This is a genomic window from Microcoleus sp. Pol7_B2, from assembly GCF_036701035.1.
Taxonomy (GTDB): domain Bacteria; phylum Cyanobacteriota; class Cyanobacteriia; order Cyanobacteriales; family Microcoleaceae; genus Microcoleus.
Genome location: NZ_JAUBQB010000004.1, coordinates 96303 through 115641 on the forward strand (window position 1 = coordinate 96303; position 19339 = coordinate 115641).

Annotated in this window: 19 protein-coding genes; 9 read left to right on the forward strand and 10 right to left on the reverse strand. The window is 46.9% G+C overall.

Annotated features, from left to right (window positions below):
* On the forward strand, positions 1-900 hold a 900-nt coding region (locus QUA57_RS02835; protein WP_333059303.1), incomplete at its 5' end, for a calcium-binding protein.
* 122 nt (positions 901-1022) lie between these two features.
* On the opposite strand, the gene QUA57_RS02840 is transcribed toward QUA57_RS02835, so the two are convergent.
* Complete coding sequence (locus QUA57_RS02840) at positions 1023-1277, reverse strand: hypothetical protein (RefSeq protein ID WP_333059302.1); 255 nt, start codon at positions 1275-1277, stop codon at positions 1023-1025.
* Between the two features lie 159 nt (positions 1278-1436).
* Here QUA57_RS02840 and QUA57_RS02845 point away from each other — a divergent pair, with 159 nt between their 5' ends.
* The 3 genes from QUA57_RS02845 to QUA57_RS02855 all read left to right on the forward strand — a co-directional run bounded on the left by QUA57_RS02845 (position 1437) and on the right by QUA57_RS02855 (position 3342).
* Complete coding sequence (locus tag QUA57_RS02845; RefSeq protein ID WP_333059300.1) at positions 1437-2423, forward strand: threo-3-hydroxy-L-aspartate ammonia-lyase; 987 nt, start codon at positions 1437-1439, stop codon at positions 2421-2423.
* Positions 2424-2723: 300 nt separating this feature from the next.
* The gene (locus tag QUA57_RS02850) at positions 2724-3029 is read left to right on the forward strand and encodes a small RNA NsiR4-regulated ssr1528 family protein (protein WP_333059299.1); all 306 of its coding nucleotides are present in this window, start codon (positions 2724-2726) and stop codon (positions 3027-3029) included.
* 82 nt (positions 3030-3111) lie between these two features.
* Complete coding sequence (locus QUA57_RS02855) at positions 3112-3342, forward strand: hypothetical protein (protein WP_333059297.1); 231 nt, start codon at positions 3112-3114, stop codon at positions 3340-3342.
* 268 nt (positions 3343-3610) lie between these two features.
* On the opposite strand, the gene QUA57_RS02860 is transcribed toward QUA57_RS02855, so the two are convergent.
* The 6 genes from QUA57_RS02860 to deoC form a co-directional block, all read right to left on the reverse strand.
* Positions 3611-4528, reverse strand: a complete 918-nt coding sequence (locus QUA57_RS02860) for an NAD(P)H-dependent glycerol-3-phosphate dehydrogenase (RefSeq protein WP_333059296.1) — start codon at positions 4526-4528, stop codon at positions 3611-3613.
* 111 nt (positions 4529-4639) lie between these two features.
* Positions 4640-5068, reverse strand: coding sequence for an NUDIX hydrolase (locus tag QUA57_RS02865; RefSeq protein ID WP_333059295.1), 429 nt, complete (start codon positions 5066-5068; stop codon positions 4640-4642).
* 90 nt (positions 5069-5158) lie between these two features.
* Complete coding sequence (locus QUA57_RS02870; protein ID WP_333059293.1) at positions 5159-6385, reverse strand: glycosyltransferase family 4 protein; 1227 nt, start codon at positions 6383-6385, stop codon at positions 5159-5161.
* Between the two features lie 26 nt (positions 6386-6411).
* Entirely contained in the window at positions 6412-7983 is a 1572-nt protein-coding gene (locus tag QUA57_RS02875) for an MFS transporter (protein ID WP_333059292.1), read from the reverse strand.
* A gap of 231 nt (positions 7984-8214) precedes the next feature.
* The gene (recO, locus tag QUA57_RS02880) at positions 8215-9090 is read right to left on the reverse strand and encodes a DNA repair protein RecO (RefSeq protein ID WP_333059291.1); all 876 of its coding nucleotides are present in this window, start codon (positions 9088-9090) and stop codon (positions 8215-8217) included.
* A gap of 245 nt (positions 9091-9335) precedes the next feature.
* Positions 9336-10016: a deoxyribose-phosphate aldolase gene (gene deoC / locus QUA57_RS02885; protein ID WP_333059290.1), complete on the reverse strand. Its 681-nt coding sequence runs from the start codon at positions 10014-10016 to the stop codon at positions 9336-9338.
* A gap of 364 nt (positions 10017-10380) precedes the next feature.
* Between deoC and QUA57_RS02890 the strand changes: the two genes are divergently transcribed.
* A complete protein-coding gene (locus tag QUA57_RS02890) occupies positions 10381-10743 on the forward strand; it encodes a hypothetical protein (RefSeq protein WP_333035674.1) in 363 nt (120 codons plus the stop codon).
* A 354-nt stretch (positions 10744-11097) separates the two neighbouring features.
* Positions 11098-12120 (forward strand): tetratricopeptide repeat protein, encoded by a 1023-nt coding sequence (locus QUA57_RS02895; protein WP_333059289.1) that lies wholly within the window; start codon positions 11098-11100, stop codon positions 12118-12120.
* Between the two features lie 89 nt (positions 12121-12209).
* Here the strand turns inward: QUA57_RS02895 and QUA57_RS02900 are convergent, their stop codons facing one another.
* The 3 genes from QUA57_RS02900 to QUA57_RS02910 form a co-directional block, all read right to left on the reverse strand.
* Positions 12210-12956, reverse strand: a complete 747-nt coding sequence (locus tag QUA57_RS02900) for a hypothetical protein (protein WP_333035678.1) — start codon at positions 12954-12956, stop codon at positions 12210-12212.
* Between the two features lie 575 nt (positions 12957-13531).
* On the reverse strand, positions 13532-14254 hold the full coding sequence (locus QUA57_RS02905) for a pyridoxine 5'-phosphate synthase (RefSeq protein WP_333059288.1): 723 nt from the start codon (positions 14252-14254) through the stop codon (positions 13532-13534).
* Positions 14255-14316: 62 nt separating this feature from the next.
* A complete protein-coding gene (locus tag QUA57_RS02910; RefSeq protein WP_333059287.1) occupies positions 14317-15102 on the reverse strand; it encodes a nucleotidyltransferase domain-containing protein in 786 nt (261 codons plus the stop codon).
* Between the two features lie 271 nt (positions 15103-15373).
* Between QUA57_RS02910 and QUA57_RS02915 the strand changes: the two genes are divergently transcribed.
* From QUA57_RS02915 to QUA57_RS02925, 3 genes are all read left to right on the forward strand, one after another.
* Complete coding sequence (locus tag QUA57_RS02915; protein ID WP_333059286.1) at positions 15374-16234, forward strand: Tab2/Atab2 family RNA-binding protein; 861 nt, start codon at positions 15374-15376, stop codon at positions 16232-16234.
* A 455-nt stretch (positions 16235-16689) separates the two neighbouring features.
* Complete coding sequence (locus QUA57_RS02920; protein ID WP_333059284.1) at positions 16690-17985, forward strand: TldD/PmbA family protein; 1296 nt, start codon at positions 16690-16692, stop codon at positions 17983-17985.
* A gap of 100 nt (positions 17986-18085) precedes the next feature.
* Complete coding sequence (locus QUA57_RS02925; protein ID WP_333059283.1) at positions 18086-19042, forward strand: GDSL-type esterase/lipase family protein; 957 nt, start codon at positions 18086-18088, stop codon at positions 19040-19042.
* The last annotated feature ends 297 nt before the right edge of the window (positions 19043-19339 follow it).

Here is a 19339-nt window from a genome sequence, read left to right on the forward strand (position 1 = left end):
GGAAGCTATGCCTCTTTGGAAGATGCACAAACTAAGGTCCTGGGCAATTCTACGGCTGCTGGTTTCTTCGCCTTTACTAATGCGTCGAACGAGACGGTGTTGTATTTTGACTCGAACGGTACCGCAGCCACTGGTTCTACCTTAATTGCGAATCTGGGTACTGCTGCTAGCAATCTGGGCACGGCGGACTTTGTATTTACAGGTACGATCGCATCTTCTCCTGCTGGTACTACTACCAACTCAGGCAGCGTTGTGGATTTAATCACTAATCCCGGTACTTTCCCGACAAACGGAGTTAACAATTTCGGTTCTGGTGTTGGCGGTTACAACTTCACCACTCCTGTCTTATTTACAGGAAGTGCGACAGCTAATAACGTCACCGGCACTGAGTTTGCTGACATCTTGAACGGCGGATCGAGTGCTGATATTTTCGACGGCGGTGCAGGTAACGACAGCATCTTCGGCGGCGCGGGTAGCGATACTCTCAACGGCGGCGAGGGGAATGACACTTTAATCGGTGGTGTGGGAACCAATGTTCTCAACGGCGGTGCTGGTTTGGATGTGTTTGTGTTCAGCGGAACTACTGCTGACGGCGGGGATGTAATTACCAATTACAGCATTACTGATGATGTAATTAACCTCGACAGCACTGGTTTTGCAGCCTTTACAACCGGATCTGGGCCTTTGGGTTCGAGTTTCTACGCTTACAGCAGCACAGTGTCTGATGTAACTGTGTTTGAAGCAACTTTAACCGGGCCGTCCATCATGGCTATCTACGACGGTTTGTCTACTAAACTGTATTACGATAGCAACGGTTCTACGGTTGGTGGTAACAGTTTGTTTGCCACTGTCGATGTCAATTTGGGACCGACCGGTAATTCTGAATTGTTCTTGTTCTAAACGGCAAGAATCCTAATCGGGATATCAGCGGTACGGTTAGGGACACAGCATGGCTGTGTCCCTACAAAATACGGGTAAGGACACAGCATGGCTGTGTCCTTTTTTTTTAATTGTTAAACAATTTAGTCGCTATTTTTTGGGCAGGGAAATGGGATTGCCGTGTCCTCTTTTGCGTTGTTGTCGATGGTTGGAGTCGATCGCACTCGCGAGGGCAATTTCACCATCCAATCCGGTTTATTATACCCGTTACCCGAAATCTGGATACAGCGCCGTGCCATTTCCATACAATTAATCGGGATGTGGTTAAATTTGTATTCATTAATCCCTCTCCTATGCAAGTAAAAACGCCACTTTACTTTTTGATAGTAAATTGTCATAACTTTGATTTTAGTCAACAGCTTTTTTAACCATTAAGTGCGACACCTAATAATTCTTGTCCTCCAAAATATAATAAAAATTTATAATTTAATCGTAGGAGTGAAGCGGGCCATGCCCCTCCTACAAATAAAGTCCTCGATCGCCCCCATCTAAAATCTATGAGTGCCCCATTGAGTACCCAAAATCCCTTGTCAGTCTCTTTCGCCGATGTGGAGGCGGCGGCAAAGCGCTTGCAGGGCAAAGCTTTCAAGACGCCGGTGCTGACTTCGGAAACTTTCAACAAACGCACAAATTCTCAGGTATTTTTCAAATGCGAAAACTTTCAGCGCACGGGTTCGTTTAAATTTCGGGGTGCTTGCAATGCTTTGATGCAGCTATCTGAAGCCGAAAAACAGCGGGGAGTGTTGACTTTTTCTTCGGGAAATCACGCGCAGGCGATCGCCCTGGCGGCGCGGTTGCTAGAAATTCCTGCTACTGTTGTCATGCCTGCTGATGCGCCCAAAGTCAAGCAAGAGGCGACTCGCGGCTATGGTGCGGAAATTATTTTGTACGATCGCACTCAAGTTGCGCGGGAAGAGCTCACCGCCAAAATTGCCGAGGAGCGACACTTGACAATTATTCCTCCTTATGATGACGCGCGGGTGATTGCGGGACAAGGTACGGCGGCGCTGGAATTAATCGCAGAAGTTGGGGAGTTGGATTTGCTGTTAGTTTGTTGCGGTGGCGGGGGTTTGCTGTCGGGATGCGCGATCACAGCAAAAACTTTGTCTCCGCAGTGTAAAGTAATAGGAGTAGAACCCGAGCAAGCAGACGATGCTGCGCGATCGTTCCGCACGAAAACGCTACAAACTGTTACTAACCCGGATACGATTGCTGACGGTGCGCGCACGCCATCTTTGGGGAAATTAACCTTTCCTTTGGTGCTGCATTATGTTGATGATATGGCAACAGTTTCAGAACACGCAATTCGCAGCACAATGTTTTTTATGTGGGAACGCATGAAGATAGTTGTTGAACCGACAGGAGTGTTAGCGGCGGCGGCTTTGTTGTCAGGTGTTGTGAAGGCTGAAAATGCGAGGATTGGCGTGATTGTGAGTGGAGGAAATGTGGATTTGAGCGAAGTTGATCGTTTTTTTTCACTATAATTAAGTCTGTCATTTTGTTGGTTCGTCAGTCCGAAAGTCCGCCCGGCGTTTAAACCCGTGTCTAATAGCAAAAGTCCTCGAAAAAGGACGGGAAAGCATTTTTTATTTTTATCTTTAGTCCACTGAAGTGGACTTGCTCTGTGAGACGGGGGTTAAAACCCCCGGCGGACTTTCGAGCAAACGCCAATTATTCATGCAAACGTCAAATATTCATGCAAGCGCAAAATATGGACAAATTTTACCAAATTAAAGAGTGATCTGATAAAATGCTTCCACAACAAACTTCCATTTAATAGCACAATGTCTTCAGAAACAAACTCAACGGCTCAATCTACAACTGGTGCAGATGCGATCGATGTTGCGATCGCCTCGGGAATCGACTTTGACGGTACTCCGATTCCCCAAGCAAAATTAGACCTCTACCAGCAAGTGATGGGATTAGAAGCCGGCAGACAGCGCAGTGGCGTGTCAAATACAATGCGATCGCGCATTGTCCGAATCGGTGTCAAACATCTGCCTCAAAACGAGCTCGATAAAATGCTCGTTGCTGCTGACTTCGCACCACTGAAAGATAAAGAAGTTGCGTTTTATTACGGCGGAAAGTAAAAATTATCTACCCTTCTAGATAGATGAACAGTCATCCCCGGATCGGTCAAAATTGGCACAAATCCTAGCAGAGGGTAAGTTTATGAGCACTAACGGTAGTACAGTCATCAGCAACCTCGAGTACGATTTGTTAACAGTTTTGCAAAACAAGTCTGAAGCTTTGAAAGCCTACGACGCTTACATGAAAGATGCTCAAGAAATGGGTTCTCAGCCTTGTGCTGAGCTGTTTCAAAAATTGCAGCAAGCTGACATGGAGCACGCGCAGGAAATTCGGCAGCACCTTCAGCAGGTAATGCAGCACGGCAAGATGTAAAGCTGGTGTAACTCGCTCTGCAAGTTATGAATTAGGAGTTATGAGTTAAGTAGCAGCTATGAGTTAAAGAGTTTGGGATTCACAACTCATCTTCAATTCCTTAAACTCTTTCTCTACCGACCGAGCAAAACATCAATCTGACCGCTCAACCAATGTCGCTTACAACTCTTAATTCATAACTAGCAACGGGTGACACCACCTCTTGAAACTTCAGCTACGGGTAGGGGCTTAGGTTTTGCTTAAGTCCTTACCTATCTAGTGGTACAGGTTATAAAATCTCTGGTTTCAAAGCTCGTTCCATCAGCGATAAAACGGCTTGCTCGGCAGTAATTTCACCATTTAATAAGCGATATACTTGACGAGAAACAGGCACTTCAATGCCGCGTTGATTTGCCAAATCAATCAACACATTAGTAGTATTAACACCCTCAGCAGTGCTCTGCAATTCCTGCAAAATTTGCTCCAAAGATTTGCCTTCAGCTAATCCGAAACCAACCCGATAATTACGCGATAAAGGACTGTTGCAAGTAGCGAGCAAATCTCCTAAACCAGACAAACCGTAAAAAGTTTCTGCGCGAGCTCCCAAACGAACTCCCACCCGAATCATTTCCGGCAAAGCGCGAGTCAACAAAGCAGATTTAGCATTAGTTCCTAATTGTAAACCGTCGCAAACTCCAGCAGCGATCGCAAATACATTTTTCAAAGTTCCACCTAACTCAGTCCCCAGCGGGTCTTCATTCACATAAACCCGAAAAATATCAGAACTGTAAATATTTTGCACTTGCTTGGCCGCGGCTAAATCCGAACTCGCCGCTACCGTTGCAGCCGGCAATCCCTGCTGAATTTCCTCAGAAAGATTGGGGCCGGAAAGTACCACAATTGAATTGTTAGGAAAAGCATTTTGCCAAATTTGAGACGGAGTGCGCGTACTCGCAGGGTCTAAACCTTTGGTGACAGTAACTATAATTGTACTGGGACTTAACTCTAAAGCCAAAAGTCGATCGACTGTTGCTCCAACTCCTTTCATCGAAACTGCCGAAACAACAACATCCGCACCTGTTATAACTGATTCTAGATTAACAGAACTGCTGCGCGACCACAAATTAACTCGAGATCCTTTTTTGCCTCCCAGATTTGCCAGTGCCGAACCCCAAGCACCTCCGCCTAATATTGTCAAGCTTGGCATACAATTTAGTTTAATGAATTTAACCGCAGATTAACACAGATAAATCACAGATAAATCATAGCAATCAATCTGCGTTAATCCGCGTGCATCTGCGGTTAACAAATCCTCACCCTACAAACGCGGCCGCAATCCATAATGACGGTAACGCCAATAATCGCGCAAAATGCGATCGTGATCGAAACATAATTGATGGGGAATCTGCCAAGATTCAAAAAATTGTAAATTTTTAGCATCGTCGGCGGCTTGAGGTTCGCCCGTTGCGGAAGCCAAAAATACAATACTGATAGTGTGTTCGCGGGCGTCGCGATTGGGGTCAGAATAAACGTAAAATTGCTCAATTAATTCTACATTCAAGCTTGTTTCTTCTAAAGCTTCGCGTTTTGCCGCCGTTTCTACCGCTTCCCCGTAATCGACAAAACCGCCGGGAAGTGCCCAGCCGTAGGGAATATTGCGGCGTTCGATGAGTATGATCGGCCGATGGGGGCGATCGGCTAATTCGATGATAATATCAACTGTAGGAGCGGGATTTTTGTAAGTCATTTGCAAAGGAAGAAGGAAAGCACGACACGGATTTTGACACGGATACACGGATTAATTTCAACGGGTTCGGAGTTCCTTCTTCCTCCTGAATTATGCTAAACCCCGAATTAGTACGCGCTGCTTTTGCAAAACCTCTGCATACAGCTTTTCCAACTCAGTAATATTCTGACTGAGAGTGTATCGCTCCATCGCTCGTTGGCGTGCTTTTTGACCAAGCAGCATTCCCAACTCAGGATGGTCGCAAAACAGCGGCAGCAAGGTTTGCAACTGACTCCGTACCCGCTGAGTGTTCAAAACTATCCCCGCGCCTTCCTCCAAGGCCTCGCCGTCAGCACCGGCATCGGTTGCCAAACAAGCTAAACCGCAGGCCATCGCTTCTAGCAGCGACAGCGACAGTCCCTCCACCAAAGAAGGCAAAATAAATACGTCTGCACCCCGCAGAATTTCGATCCGGCGTTCCTCCTCGGCGACAAATCCGAGCCACACAATGCCATCCTCTTCGCCGTAAAACAGTTGCAGCGAGGCGGCTAGGGGCCCGTCGCCTACGATCGCCAATACGTTTCCAGGGCCAAAATTACAGTGTTTCCAGGCCTTGAGCAGGGCTTCTACATTTTTCTCCTGGGCAATGCGGCCTTGGTAAACAAAAATTCGATCGGCCTTTAATTCCGACTTCAACCCCGAAGGCCCTGGAGAATATTTAACAGCATCGACGCCGTTGGGAATTACAGCCACCCGTTCCTGTGGCACTCCTAACTTCACCAATATATCCCGCTGAATCTGAGAAAAAACGATCGTCGAGTCGTAGTTCGCCAAAAACGGAGCGTACAGTTGATACATCAGGTGTTGCGTTCCCGATGTCAAATTTCGCAATTTGCGATCGAACGGCGGGTGAAAAGTCGCCACTAGAGGCAAATTCAATTCTTGACAAATTTCCGGCAGCAGAAAGTCTAGAGGTGAAAGCGTCAGGGAAGCGTGAACCACATCGGGTTTCAGCCGCCGCAGAGATTTCATCAGCACTGTGCGGGACTTGAGAGTGGGAATCGTATAAATTTGCGATTTGTAGTGACACGGTAAAGAGACTTCGTTGCAACTAGCGGACGAAAGCGAATTGGTATATGAGGTTTGAGCAATTCCCTTTCCCCATGAACCATTTGCCATGTTCCACGCCGTATTGTTCCTGTCCAGTGGGCCCGCTTCTTGGGCGAAGTGCAGGAAACTAACCTGGTATCCCCGGTCTAATAGTGCGTTGGTGACTTCCCTGGAGTAAGTGACGTTACCGCAAAAAGGTGATTTTTTTCCTAGCCAAGCGATGTGCATTCCAGTAAATCAGAGTTTGTTATTTTTTAGATTCGATCGACTTTGCTATTAGTGCTACGGGAAATATACCAGGTTAAGACACCCCCAGCGATCGCTAATCCTGCTAAAGCCAAAAATACTGTCGGCAAACCCAGAAAAGTTTCTGCTACCCCGGCCAAAGCCAACGGTAAACTCAAAGCGATATTAGTGGCATTGTTTTGCAGCCCGAAGACTTTTCCCCGCATTTCTTCTGGAGTTTCTGCTTGAATTGTAGTCTGCATCGGCACTCCCACCAATGAGGCAAATAAACCCAACAGAGTAATGAACAGCACCGATAGCCACAAATGGTGTGTAAATGCAGAAAGGCCCATCAAAGCAAGTGCCATGCCGATCGATCCGATTAAACTCAGTTGGGAGTGAGAAAATTTATGGCCTAGATAGCCGACTGTCGCTGCCCCAGCAGCCATGCCAACCCCCACCGCCGCCAGCAAAAAGCCAAATTGTGATGCTTTCATACCGGGGAGGATTTCTGCCAGCCGAACTGCTAGAACTGCTAAGGCTGCAAAAATGGAAAATAGAATAATTAGTTGAATTAAAGCATTGCGGACTTTCGGTTGATCGTTGATGTAACGCAGGCCATCTCGCAAATCTGCTAAGGGGTGCGGCGGTTCGTGTTCGACTTCGTTTTTTTCGCCTGTTTTCATCGACAGCAACAGCACTCCGGCGAAGGCGTAACTTCCGCCTACTACTAATTCTTTGCCGATGCCGAGTCCGCCGCCGAGGTTGGAAAATAGGGTGTCGGCTAAAGCTAGTAAGGGTTCTCCGACTGCAAAGCCAATAATCACCGAACCCATCATGGTTGTGGTGTAGAGCGAGTTTGCTGATAGCAGGTGGCGGCGTTCCACAATTAGGGGAATCACTGACTGTTCTGCTGGGGCGAAAAATTGAGTTAGAGTCGAAACGAGGAATGTCACTAGCAGCAGCAAGCAGAATCCGAGCGGCAGTTGACCGAGTTCCCACCCGTCAGAGAGCCACAGCAGCACGGGTAATGTTAAAACAAAGCCTCCCCGCAGGAGGTTTGTGGCTACCAGCACTGCTTTTTTCGACCAGCGATCGACATACACGCCTGCGGCGGCCCCGAACAGCACTGCGGGAATGGTAAAGGCGATCATGATTGCCGATACCCACCTGCTGATGGTTTGATCTGGCGCTTGAAAACGGCTGGCTACGAGGGCGATCGTCAGTACGAGATAAACTTTATCTGCTAGTTGGGAAAAAACTTGCCCACTCCACAATGCTAGAAAATTTGGGTTTTTAAGCACTGGCAGAAATCCCGTTTCTTTTTCGGGAGTTTCGGCTACTGCTTCCGAGACTTCTGCTGCTTGCTCTGGTGTGGGAACCGGGGCGATTGCTTCGGTTTGTGGGCTATTGCCGTTGGTTGACTCTGTTTTGGGAGTTGTGGGGTATTTATCCATTTCTGGGTCTGGGACGTTGCTCCATTGTCGATCGGCGGAGACGGGATAAGAGTCAAAATCTGGAAAATTTTCTCGTTCTTCCATCTTGTGGTGGGTCACAGCTAACACAGATATTCTCAAATCAGAATCGGACAGTCGCATCATAGGATTTGGGGTGGATGGCCTGGGATGGTGGAGGTTGGGGGGATGGGAATTTGAAATTGAGGTGTTAACCCCTAAGTTTATTAATAATCTCGTAACTTTATCTCTATCTATTATCTGATGTTGCAACAACCTTGAGAATTTACCTGAAATGGTCGGCTGGTTCGGGTATCCGGCAGGTTGGGGGTGCGATGTACGATCGCCCGTTCACCTATTTAAATCAACACTCAAAGTTTAAAACTCAAAACTCTCTAGGTAGGTGTCGATCGAGCTTCCCGATCTAATCGTGCAACCTAAATGATACTGGGCATATTGTCGCAAAATATTTTCTACTGATACCCAAGTTGTTCGATCGGCAATCCCCTCTCCTAGTTCTGGACTAGCCAACTGTTGCAGCGCTGCTAATTCCTTAGCATTGATCTCAAAATTTGTCAAGTGCTTGCTTCCATTCGTTTGCCGGGAACGGGAGGCGGATTTGTACAAGCTACCGATTTCTGAAGAGAGTTCTGCCTCTAGGTTAGCTAGCTCGGGCAAGCTGAAGGTTCCCCCAGAGGGTATACTAAACCCGGTTTGCCAGTTCGGATCGGTGAAATTTGGGATGAGCGGCCCTCTGGTGGCGCAGCAAACTTGGACTTGGGGCGCGAGGCCTGCTAAGGCTAGCAGGTGAAAGATGCCGTGGCTGAGGTGGGCGACAAGCACGGCGGCGGATTCGATTTCTGTCCGATCGGACAAACGCTCCAAACGGCTCAAATGTTCGCCCAGCAACCAAAAAAGTTCTTCTTGGGGTTCGTCGGAAAGGGCGCTGGCGATCGCTAATTCGGCCAGATATTGCGCGGCGGAGAGTTTCCCGAGGTTGCGGCTCAAACCCGGATGGGATTGTACCGTGTCGGCTTGGGTAATTTTGTCGAGCGATCGGCCTTTGGCAATTAGCAATTCGTTAACGACAAATAATTCGCTTCTACCGCCGATAGTCGATCGTTGTTTGCGAACACCCGGTGCTACGGCTCGAATTAAGCCGAATTCCCGCGTCAAAATTGTCAGCACTCGATCGGATTCGCCCATGGGCGCACTCTTAAGATTGATTCCAGTTGCTTTGTAAGTTCGAGTCACTCGATTTTAGATTTTAGAGTTTAGATTTACTACATTACTTCCGACAGTTTCATTGTCATCGTTGGTCGATCGACCTGGAACAGTCATTCTACAGTTGGCAATCAAAAACTGTCCGAAGTATTGTTATTAGACAGTAGCAAAAACCGTCCAGGACGCAGAAGTTTTAGTTGTATGGTGCGTAAGGGCGCACCAATTCCCAATTAGCCATTGCTAATAATTAATAATTAATGACTAATCACTAATCACTAATGACTTTTATCTAAATTATCGCGCTGGCGGATTAATTCTGGGCCACGAGAAGTCCCCAAACGAGTTGCCCCAGCTACCACCAAATCTAAAGCTTGTTCGTGAGTACGAATTCCGCCGGCCGCTTTAATCCCAATCCGTCCCTTCGTAACTTCTTTCAGCAGTCGCACATCGTCAACTTTCGCCGGGCCAAAAAAGCCAGTGTTGGTTTTGATGTAGGCCGCGCCGGCTTCCATGCAAATCTCAGCCGCTAATTGTTTTTCGGCATCGGAAAGGAGCGAACTTTCGATAATTGCTTTAATGGTGAGATTAGTTTCTTCGCAAATTTGGGCTAATTCCCGGTGGAATTCGTCGATTCTTCCAGCTTTCAACAATCCTAAGTTAACGGAGATATCTAACTCTACGGCTCCATTATCTGCTGCTTCTAGAGCTTCGTAAAGTTTCACCGCTGAAGTCGAAGCACCGGTGGGAAAACCTATAACTGTACACACTTTGGGACGTTTGCCGTGCAGCAGATCAACTGCTTGTCTGACGTAGGCGGGATACACGCAAACTGTGACAAACCCAAATCTCTCTGCTTGTTGGCAACAGTATTCTACTTGCTCTGGCGTAGCGGTGGGGTCGATCAGGCCGTAGTCGATCAAGGGGGCAATATCGATGTCTGCCTGGTTTGCAGCCATTGCTGTTTTTTCTCCGAAGTAACTACTTTATTAAGTATGTATCGAATTTACCCATTTTTGACCAAAAGCAGCCTGGGTACAACCCCCCGGATTCATCCGTATTGATTGACTTTACTCCGGGTCCTAGCAAGTATAAATACTCAATTCGCTGCTCGTAAAAACTCTTGTGGGGATTGGTTTACCAATTTATCTCAAAAAAATATTTTCGTATCTCCCTTTAGATATATTTTTTATCTTTCTTTAGGTATACTTTGTTAAAAGAGTTGCGGTAGAGCCTGCGTCAGCTACGCTAGGGCAGAGCCTGGTAGCGGCTACTGTTTTTACTTTTAGTAGTGCTTTAAAAAAATAAAAGCCAGTGCCAAGCATGAATCATTTAGAACTCGAACAAGAAATTGGGAAGATGGCTAGAGCGATGATGACTCGCAATAGCTTAATTGGTAAGGATTTGATTGCGGATCTCAGAGGGCGGCTGTCTGTTGACAGTGTAGCCGCTTTGATGATTGTCAGTATTGAGCGTTTGATTTGGTATGACTGCGAGTCCGTGATCTGGAGTTTGAGTTATTTGATTCCTGCTGACGTGATGGAAGAAATTCGCCGGATTACTGCGCTGGTTGTTTGCCAGCGGTTGATGGGCCAGGGTTTTCTGCTGGGGAAAGATTTTAGTATTGATGCAACAGGCCAGTTGCTATTGAGTGAGAATGCTAAAACAGCGGTTGTGGTTGCTTGAATTGGGCAACCAGAAGTAGAAGCTATTAGCACTGTGAGATTTGCAGTTAGACTTGGGGCGCCCTAGGACTCTTTGTGTAACTGCAAACCTAATTCGGGATGCGGTGGTAAGAGTTGCGCGATTCACGCAGAGTTAAGATTCGCAGCAGCTCTAAAAAACGATGAGTGCGGTTAGATGAAAGAGCTTTTTACCAGAGGAAAATAGTTAGTTTCGACCGCAAATTGTTGAGGTTGTTACGGGTAGTGTGTACGGGCGATCGCCCTGTATCAAAAGTTTCCGATTTTTAGTGGAATTACAGTTTTACTCCCAGTAGGATTTCAGCTAGAATCATCCTTAAGATAGATACGAAATATTATGAACTTAATTCAAAACTTGGAAGCGGCTTGGTATTACCATCTGGGTTCGCGCCACCTCGAAGCTAACGATGATCATGGTGCTCTGGCGAACTTTAACAGAGCTTTGAAGTTGCAATCAGATCATTATAAGGCTTGGTTCGGCCGAGGTATGGCTCTGGGGAAATTAGAACGGCACTTAGAGGCGCTGAAGAGTTTTGATGAGGCCTTGGCGGTGGAGCCGAATGCGAGCTTTGGCTGGCACAACCGGGCTATTGCTTTAGGAAAGTTGGGCCGCTGGTTGGAAGCTCTCAACAGTTTTGACCGGGCTCTGGAGTTCAGTCCGTGTTCGGCGAGTATTTGGCACAACCGGGGACTGACGCTGATCGATATGGGGCTGTACGAGAAGGCGGTTCTGAGTTTCGATCGCTCTTTAAATTTGCACCCCGAGGCTGCTTGGGCGTGGTACAACCGAGGTAATGCCTTGTTGGAACTCAAGCTTTACTATCAGGCGCTCAACAGTTTTGAACGGGCGATCGAGTTTAAGCCTGACGACGCGAAGGCTTGGTACAATCGCGGTATAGCTGCGAACTCTATGGGACTTTACAAACAAGCAGTGGCTAGTTTTAGCCGCTCGATCGCTCTACAACCGGGCAGAGCCGAAGCTGTGGGCGAACGGAGAGTTGCTTTGGAGAAATTAATAGGTTTAAATCAGAGAAATGCCAAGTTTACTCCCACATCTGAGCGTCCCTTTGAAGATTATTTGATTTGGTACAACCGGGGTGTGGAATTGGCGCGAAAACGCTGCTACTCTGAGGCGATTGCTTGCTACGAAACAGTCTTAGAAATAAATCCTGATTTTGCTAACGCTTTTTACAACAAAGCTTGCTGTTATGCGCTACTGGGATTTGCTGATTTGGCCCTTGACAATTTGCAGCGAGCTGTTGAGTTTATCCCTAATTTATACCGAGAGCTAGCTTTAGCTGACTCGGATTTAAGCTGCATTTGGAAACAAGAACGTTTTGAAGCGCTGATCCAAGGTTGATTTTACGCAAAAAACAGCTCGCCAATTGGGCGAGCTGTTTTTTTTGGCGACGCAAATTCGATCGCCCGACAGTATTTGTGCAATCTTTGCTATTGCACAGAAACTCGGATTGAAGACTTGACCGGCCTCTTGGCAACTACGATTACCCGGTAGATACCGGAGTCCGGGAGTTGAGCAAAAGTTTGACCTTCGCCTTGATCCAGGAGTTGTCCCGTCGGAGATTCGATCGCCAGATCTAGATTTTTGTTGCTAGCTGTCACCCTAATTGTCTGTCCCTGCTTGCCTTGAAGCGTAATTGGCTGGATTTGGTAGCCGGACATTTTGAGTTTGATTGTGGCTTGTTTTTCCTTGAATGCTATGGGAATTGCGCGATCGGGCCTATAAGTCCACTTAGCGTTAAAGTCGCGTCCGAGTACGAAGCTGGTGGTTTCACCTTTCGGGGTAACTCGCACGCGATAGATGCCGGACTCTGGCAACTGGCCCATCCACTGATTGTCTGCTTTTTCAATAACCCCCATATTTTCACCATTGGGACTGTACAGTTGGGCTGTCAGTTGTCCCGCCCACAGGGAGAGAGTGAGTTCTCGCCCTTTGACGCCTTCAAAAATATAGGTGGTGGGTTGGTTGATGGTTTCTCGGATTTCCGAGGTTGACATTCGCTTGATCGGTTCGAGGTTGGGAACTGATTCAGAGGTAACGGGTTTGTTAAGGGTTTCTGTAATTTCCGAGGCAGCCATCAGCTCGCTCGGTGCAATTTTGGGGGCTACTGGGCTGGCAAATACTGATTTTGCCGTCATCATGAGTAGCATTCCAGTCAGTAAAATTAGTTTTTTCATGTCGCACTTCCGAGGGGGGTAAGGAATTGTATATGGTTACTTGTGTTTGCCTGTTTTCACCGGATTAAATCGGGCGATCGCACAGAGGCTACAGGAGGAGATAGGATACACGTAAATATCCCGTACTTGCACAAAACCTGCTGGTAGCAAATTGGCAGTGCGGGAGCTAAGTAGTAGCCTCAGTTTGTCGGGACATTTTAATGATACTCCTTACGGATAATATCATCACAGAATATTAGTAATTTGGTCTAGGAAAATTAAAGCTTTTTCCGAGGTTCTTGCTAAAGAAATGCCCACACCCAAAAAACGCGGTGTCTGGGATTCTGGCTCTGCCTTGCTACTAGAAAACGGCTAGCACCACCACGGGGTGACAGCCCCTAGTGTTACTTCATTTTTGACGAGCGCCTAATTATCTAGGTCGCTGCGAACCCCACCTTACCATATTTGTAGCGTGTCCAACCATTTTTTGCGTAAGTTTTGATACTGTATGTTTGCAGGGCGGATTTAGTTTTTATATTTGATAAAAACGAGTTTATCACTGCCAAATCCGCCCTCACACACGAGGTTAATTTGTACTACGAACCAGCCAGGATGTTTAGGTAAGCTTGTACTGTGTTGGACAACCCCATTTCTAGCGCTTCCGCAATTAAAGCATGACCAATTGATACTTCGAGTATATCAGGAATGGAGCAAAATTTAGCTAAGTTTTGCAAATTTAAATCATGTCCGGCATTCACTCCTAAACCTGCTGATTGAGCGGTTTTAGCTGCTAAGACATATTGTTGAAAAACAGATTCTACTCTACCTTCGCGATAAGCAGTTGCGTAGGGTTCCGTGTACAGTTCTACTCTGTCTGCTCCAACTTCTTTTGCTAGCGGCATGAGAGCAGCATCTGCGTCCATAAACAAGCTGACTCTGATGCCGTTGTCTTTTAATTTTTGAATGATTGGTAACAGCCGATCGCGATTTTCGGGAATATTCCAACCGCTATCGGATGTTAGCACGTCGGGAGCGTCCGGCACCAAGGTACACTGAGCCGGTTTTACGTCGCAAACTATATCCATAAATGGCGGCTGAAACGGATTTCCTTCGATGTTGAACTCAACGGTTAGCATTTTAGCTAATTCATAAACATCGTCAGCTTTGATATGTCTTTCGTCGGGGCGGGGATGGACTGTAACGCCATGAGCTCCGGCAGCAATTACTGTTTTTGCGGCTTCCGTAACGCTGGGGATACCGATGTTTCGAGAGTTTCTGAGGAGGGCAATTCTGTTGATGTTGACGCTGAGTTTTGTCATGGGATGTTAATCTTTAAGGTAGATGCTACTATATTAATCGCTTTCGGTACGAAATATTGAGCCTATTGCGGTACTGTTAGGGCATTGTCAGAGGAAAAATTAGCTTGTGCAAGCGGTAAAGTTTCTGCAAAAAAAACCTCAGCTATTTCCTGTTTGGCTGCCAAATCTTCAAGGTTGGCAATGCAGAAAAGCGGTGCGACGCGAGCGACTATTTTGGGCGGAAAATCTCGGGTGAAATATTTTAGTTCAAAGTCGTATCTGTGGGGACGGTAAATCATGCCCAACAGTTCAACTAAGGGTAGAAGCGTCCAATTGTGATAGTTGCCGATCGCATCTACTAAATGTCCGCGATAAATCTCTTTTTTTACCAGAGGTTGCAGCAAATCGAAACGGATTTTAATTTCGTTTAATCTCGACTGCATTGTAGATAAATGTTTGCTTCGGTCCAAAGGAGGCGGTACAATTAGATTAACTTTGTCAAAAGCGATCGGGACTTGTCCGTGTCTCTCTATTTCCAGAAAATCGTTGCGGCTGCTGCGCCGAAAAACGGCGAAATCAATTAGCAAGAATGGGGGGGTTTCTTTCAGTCGCCAGAAGCACTGCGATTGACCGTGCCAAGCGGGTTCGGGAACTCGATATTTGAGTTCGATTTCGGAAATTTCTGCGAGGGCTTTTTCAACAATCTCAAATGTTTCTTCTACGCAGTGATCTTCAACCACAACCGCAATATCGAGGTCTGACCACTCGTCGGTGTATCCGTGGGCTGCTGAACCTCCTTGCCACAAAGCGAGAACAAAATCTAAAGGTTGTAAGGTTGAAACAATCTTTTCGAGAATGATTTGTCTCATGGAATCAAGCTATACTGTTTGTTTTCCCAGGCTTGCACAAGTTTAACAAACGATCGCGTGTTGAGATTGCTCCGCGACAGTTCTCCGAGGAGTTGCTAATGCTTCCGGTGGTGAACTGCTGCCAAAAATTATACGGGAAGCTACAAGGGAAAGTGGCAATCTTTGGGAAAGTGCGATCGCCCGCGATTGAAAATCAGCCTTATATTGTCAGAATCAGAAACTTGCCCGCTGTCCGGTAACATGAGAAAGGATTAATTTTTAACAGCGCGGCATGGCTACTATTTGGGAACTCGACTTTTACAGCCGTCCAATCATAGACGAGCGAGAGAAAAAAAAATGGGAAGTGTTGATCTGCGAAAGCCCGCTGAATGTAGGCGACAAAGCCGAATCTCTGTTTCGCTACTCGCAATTCTGCTCCAGTTCTACCGTGAATTCCCTGTGGCTGGCTGGTGCAATTAAAGATGCGATCGCCGCAGCACCGAAACGCCCCGAAAAAATCCGCTTTTTCCGTCGCCAAATGGCGAACATGATTACCAAAGCCTGCGATGACTTGGACATTCCCGCCGCCTGCAGCCGCCGCACCCTCGCCCTCAGCCTGTGGCTGGAAGAACGAATGCAAGACGTTTATCCCGCCGAACCGGGCTATCAACCGGTTGTGAACCCAAGTGTTCAATTTATACCCGAAACACCAGTTGCGCTGCCGGATGCTTTAATCGGTGAAAAATGGGCGTTTGTGAGTTTGCCGATCGCAGCTTTTGACGAAATGTCCGAGTGGGATATCGGATTTGGCGAAGCTTTCGGATTGCCGATGACACGCCTCGCCCCAGAAACGCAAATTCCGGGACTAATTATCTACTCGTCGAGAGCAACAGCCCTGGCAGGTTGGATGTCGGGCTTGGAGTTGGCTTTTCTGAAATTTGAGAGCGGCCCACCCGCTAGGCTGGTATTAGATACGGGAGCTAATGATCGCTGGATTTTAGCTAATCTCAGAGACGCAGCAACTGAGAGAGAAGCGAAAGGATTTGAAGCAGCTAAAAAGCAAGCAAAAAAAGTACATTTTTTAGCAATTCAGTCGAATCCCGAATCGGAATCTTTTGCAGGATTTTGGCTGCTGCACGAACTAACTATTTAGTCGATCGCTTGGCAATAACTGATATCAGGCAGCATTCTCTATCCGATTTAAGTAACCAGTTTTTTTTGACCCAAAATCTCTGCTTTGAGATTTGACCTGCTGCAAAAAATTCGATTTCTGACCACAGCCAAAAACGGATACCGTGCCACGTACTCCTGTCGTGGAGATATCAAAATTTTAGATTCTAGTTCAAGTTCCCAGATTCATCTGTGGAGTAAATCTAACACCTAAAATCTAAAAGCTAAAATCGAGTGACGCGATTGGCAAGATGGAAACAATCACAAATGCGTACAATCTTGCGATCGCCCATTCCAGCAGTTTCCCCAAAGAATCTAAATGTATGCCCGCGATCCAAACCCATACCCAGTAAGTCCTTGCCAATTCTTTAATCGAAAATCGAAAATCGAAAATCGAAAATAGTATTACCGATCGCCCATTACCAACCACCGAGAACAATGACCAACCCGCAATCAGCAGAACAACTGTTAGAACTAGCCACCAAAGCAGGTGCAGAAGCTGCTGAGGTATTGGAATCGCAATCGCTCTCACGGCCGGTCTTTTTTGAAGCAAACCGCCTCAAACAGCTAGAAACCGCCCAAGCAGAAGGCATTGCACTGCGGCTGTGGCGGGATGGGCGGCCGGGTTTGGCGGTGGCCTACGGGCCTGTGGAACTGCAAATTTTGGTGGACAGGGCGATCGCGCTTTCGCAACTTAACGAACCGGAAACCATCGAACTCGGCACCGGTGAAAAAGTTGTTTATCCCGATCGCGGAGTGTCGGTGCCGGCAGAACAGCTAGTAAACTGGGGAAAAGAGGCGATCGCGATCGTCCGCGAAGCCTATCCAGAAAGCCTCTGCACCGCCGAACTCGACTGCGAAATCGAGAGCACCCGCTTGGTGAACACCAGAGGCTTGGATTCGAGTCACACCGACACCACCCTCAGCGGTTACTTATCAGCAGAATTAGTGCGGGGAGAAGATTTCCTCAACATTTGGGAAGGCGAAACCGAACGCGGCACTCTCGACTTAAACACCAGCGCCAGGCGAGTTTTGCAACGTTTGGAATGGGCGAAAGACAATGTAGCCCCCGCCACGGGCCGCGTGCCGGTGCTGTTTACAGCCAAAGCCGCCGATTTGCTGTGGGGGACTGTCTGTGCGGCGTTGAACGGCAAACAGGTACTCGAAGGCGCTTCGCCTTGGAACGATCGATTAGGCCAACAAGTGACATCGCCGCTTGTCACCCTCTCGCAGCAACCGGATATCGGGCCCTATAGCTGTCCCTTTGACGACGAAGGTACTCCCACTCGGGCGATCGTCTTTATCAACAGCGGAGTGTTGCAGCTATTTTATACCGATCGCACCACCGGTCGAGCCTTGGGCAGTGGCACCACCGGCAACGGATTTCGCCCAGGTTTAGGCAGCTATCCGACGCCGAGTTTGTTCAATGTTTTGATTAAACCAGGTTCGCTTTCGCTAATCGATTTAATCGCTAAATTAGACGACGGAATTGTAGTCGATCAAATGCTTGGCGGCAGTGCCGGAATTTCCGGCGATTTTTCGATTAACGTCGATCTCGGCTACCGAGTCAAAAAAGGTGAAATAGTCGGCAGAATCAAAGACACAATGGTAGCTGGCAACGTCTACAGCGTCCTCAAACAATTGGTAGAATTGGGAGGAGACTCCGAGTGGAACGGTTCTTGCCACACACCATCTGTAATTGTAGAAGGATTGTCCGTCATCGGCAAGAATTAAAGTTAGTTGGCAGTTGGCAGTTGTTAGTTGTCAGTTGTCATCAATCATTAGTCAACAGTCAACTGTCAACAGTCAACAGTCAACAATTCCCACACATAATATGCGTATTTGTTTTATCGGCGATTCTTTTGTAAATGGTACTTGCGATCCAAAATGTCTCGGTTGGACAGGACGGATTTGCGCGGCCGCTTGCGGACAAGGACACGATATTACCTACTACAATTTAGGAATAAGGGGAGAAACCAGTGCCGATATAGAAACTCGCTGGTTCAGCGAAGTTTCTTGCCGCTTACCTCACTACGGCGACGGCAGAATAGTATTTTCCTTTGGCGTCAACGACACTTACCTAGAAAACGAAAAAATTCGCATTGAAGTTGAGAAATCAATTGAAAATGCGCGATATATTTTCAAGTCTGCCCAAGAAAGAGTCCCAGTTTTAATGGTAGGGCCACCGCCAGTTATCGATGCTGAGCGTACAAGCCGGATTGCCAACTTATCCGAACAGTTTTCTCAAGTTTGCAGCGAGTTAAACGTGCCTTATCTAGATGTTTGTACCCCGCTGCAAAAATCGGAAATTTGGCACAAAGAACTTACCGAAAACGATGGCTCCCATCCCGGCGCCGCCGGTTACGCTGAATTGGCGAAAATAGTTCACAATTGGGATGGTTGGAAAGCTTGGTTTAAAAATATCAATATCTCAGATCAAGAAACAGTAACGCTGTTCCGAGCCGTAGGCAAAAAAGAAATGGAATTAATTAAAGAAAGCGATTTTCTGGCATTTCCGCCACGCTTATCCTTTCAGCCTACTTTTTATCCCGTAGTTCACAAAGCCTATGCCATACAAATAGCGCGAGATTGGAATACAAGAGATGCAGCATCGGGATATTTCGGCTATGTCACGCGCTTTCGGGTGGCGGCAGAATTATTAAAAAAATATCCAGTTCAAAATGTGGGCAGTTCGATTCACCAAGAATATTGGATTCCTGCAGAAGAATTGGCTCAATTTAATCAAAACATTGTGGGAAAAATTGAAATTTTTGCGGAATATCAACCCTAAATTCGGAGCGAACCATGCTATAATTTAATCAATTTTAAATAGTGAGTTTTGACGGCTACGGCACTTTTATAGTTTGGGAAAAGGAGATATTACCCGCGTTGAAAAACTTGCTGTTCAATAGGGAAATTCATTTCAGCGATGACGGAATTTTAGAGCTTTTTACTGACCTTGAATCCGAACTATAAAACCCGAATAATCATTATATAAGATAGCAGGAGATAGTGCAAGAAATAGTCAAAAAAAATGGTCAAAAATTTATTTAATTTTTAACCCACAGAAACAGCCGCAGGCACAGAA

What these genes read in the sequence shown, in the direction of transcription:
- QUA57_RS02840 (WP_333059302.1), bottom strand. Translation starts at nt 1,277, where the DNA reads ATGACAATTTACTATCAAAAAGTAAAGTGGCGTTTTTACTTGCATAGG.
- QUA57_RS02845 (WP_333059300.1), top strand. Translation starts at nt 1,437, where the DNA reads ATGAGTGCCCCATTGAGTACCCAAAATCCCTTGTCAGTCTCTTTCGCC.
- QUA57_RS02850 (WP_333059299.1), top strand. Translation starts at nt 2,724, where the DNA reads ATGTCTTCAGAAACAAACTCAACGGCTCAATCTACAACTGGTGCAGAT.
- QUA57_RS02855 (WP_333059297.1), top strand. Translation starts at nt 3,112, where the DNA reads ATGAGCACTAACGGTAGTACAGTCATCAGCAACCTCGAGTACGATTTG.
- QUA57_RS02860 (WP_333059296.1), bottom strand. Translation starts at nt 4,528, where the DNA reads ATGCCAAGCTTGACAATATTAGGCGGAGGTGCTTGGGGTTCGGCACTG.
- QUA57_RS02865 (WP_333059295.1), bottom strand. Translation starts at nt 5,068, where the DNA reads ATGACTTACAAAAATCCCGCTCCTACAGTTGATATTATCATCGAATTA.
- QUA57_RS02870 (WP_333059293.1), bottom strand. Translation starts at nt 6,385, where the DNA reads ATGCACATCGCTTGGCTAGGAAAAAAATCACCTTTTTGCGGTAACGTC.
- QUA57_RS02875 (WP_333059292.1), bottom strand. Translation starts at nt 7,983, where the DNA reads ATGATGCGACTGTCCGATTCTGATTTGAGAATATCTGTGTTAGCTGTG.
- deoC (WP_333059290.1), bottom strand. Translation starts at nt 10,016, where the DNA reads ATGGCTGCAAACCAGGCAGACATCGATATTGCCCCCTTGATCGACTAC.
- QUA57_RS02890 (WP_333035674.1), top strand. Translation starts at nt 10,381, where the DNA reads ATGAATCATTTAGAACTCGAACAAGAAATTGGGAAGATGGCTAGAGCG.
- QUA57_RS02895 (WP_333059289.1), top strand. Translation starts at nt 11,098, where the DNA reads ATGAACTTAATTCAAAACTTGGAAGCGGCTTGGTATTACCATCTGGGT.
- QUA57_RS02900 (WP_333035678.1), bottom strand. Translation starts at nt 12,956, where the DNA reads ATGAAAAAACTAATTTTACTGACTGGAATGCTACTCATGATGACGGCA.
- QUA57_RS02905 (WP_333059288.1), bottom strand. Translation starts at nt 14,254, where the DNA reads ATGACAAAACTCAGCGTCAACATCAACAGAATTGCCCTCCTCAGAAAC.
- QUA57_RS02910 (WP_333059287.1), bottom strand. Translation starts at nt 15,102, where the DNA reads ATGAGACAAATCATTCTCGAAAAGATTGTTTCAACCTTACAACCTTTA.
- QUA57_RS02915 (WP_333059286.1), top strand. Translation starts at nt 15,374, where the DNA reads ATGGCTACTATTTGGGAACTCGACTTTTACAGCCGTCCAATCATAGAC.
- QUA57_RS02920 (WP_333059284.1), top strand. Translation starts at nt 16,690, where the DNA reads ATGACCAACCCGCAATCAGCAGAACAACTGTTAGAACTAGCCACCAAA.
- QUA57_RS02925 (WP_333059283.1), top strand. Translation starts at nt 18,086, where the DNA reads ATGCGTATTTGTTTTATCGGCGATTCTTTTGTAAATGGTACTTGCGAT.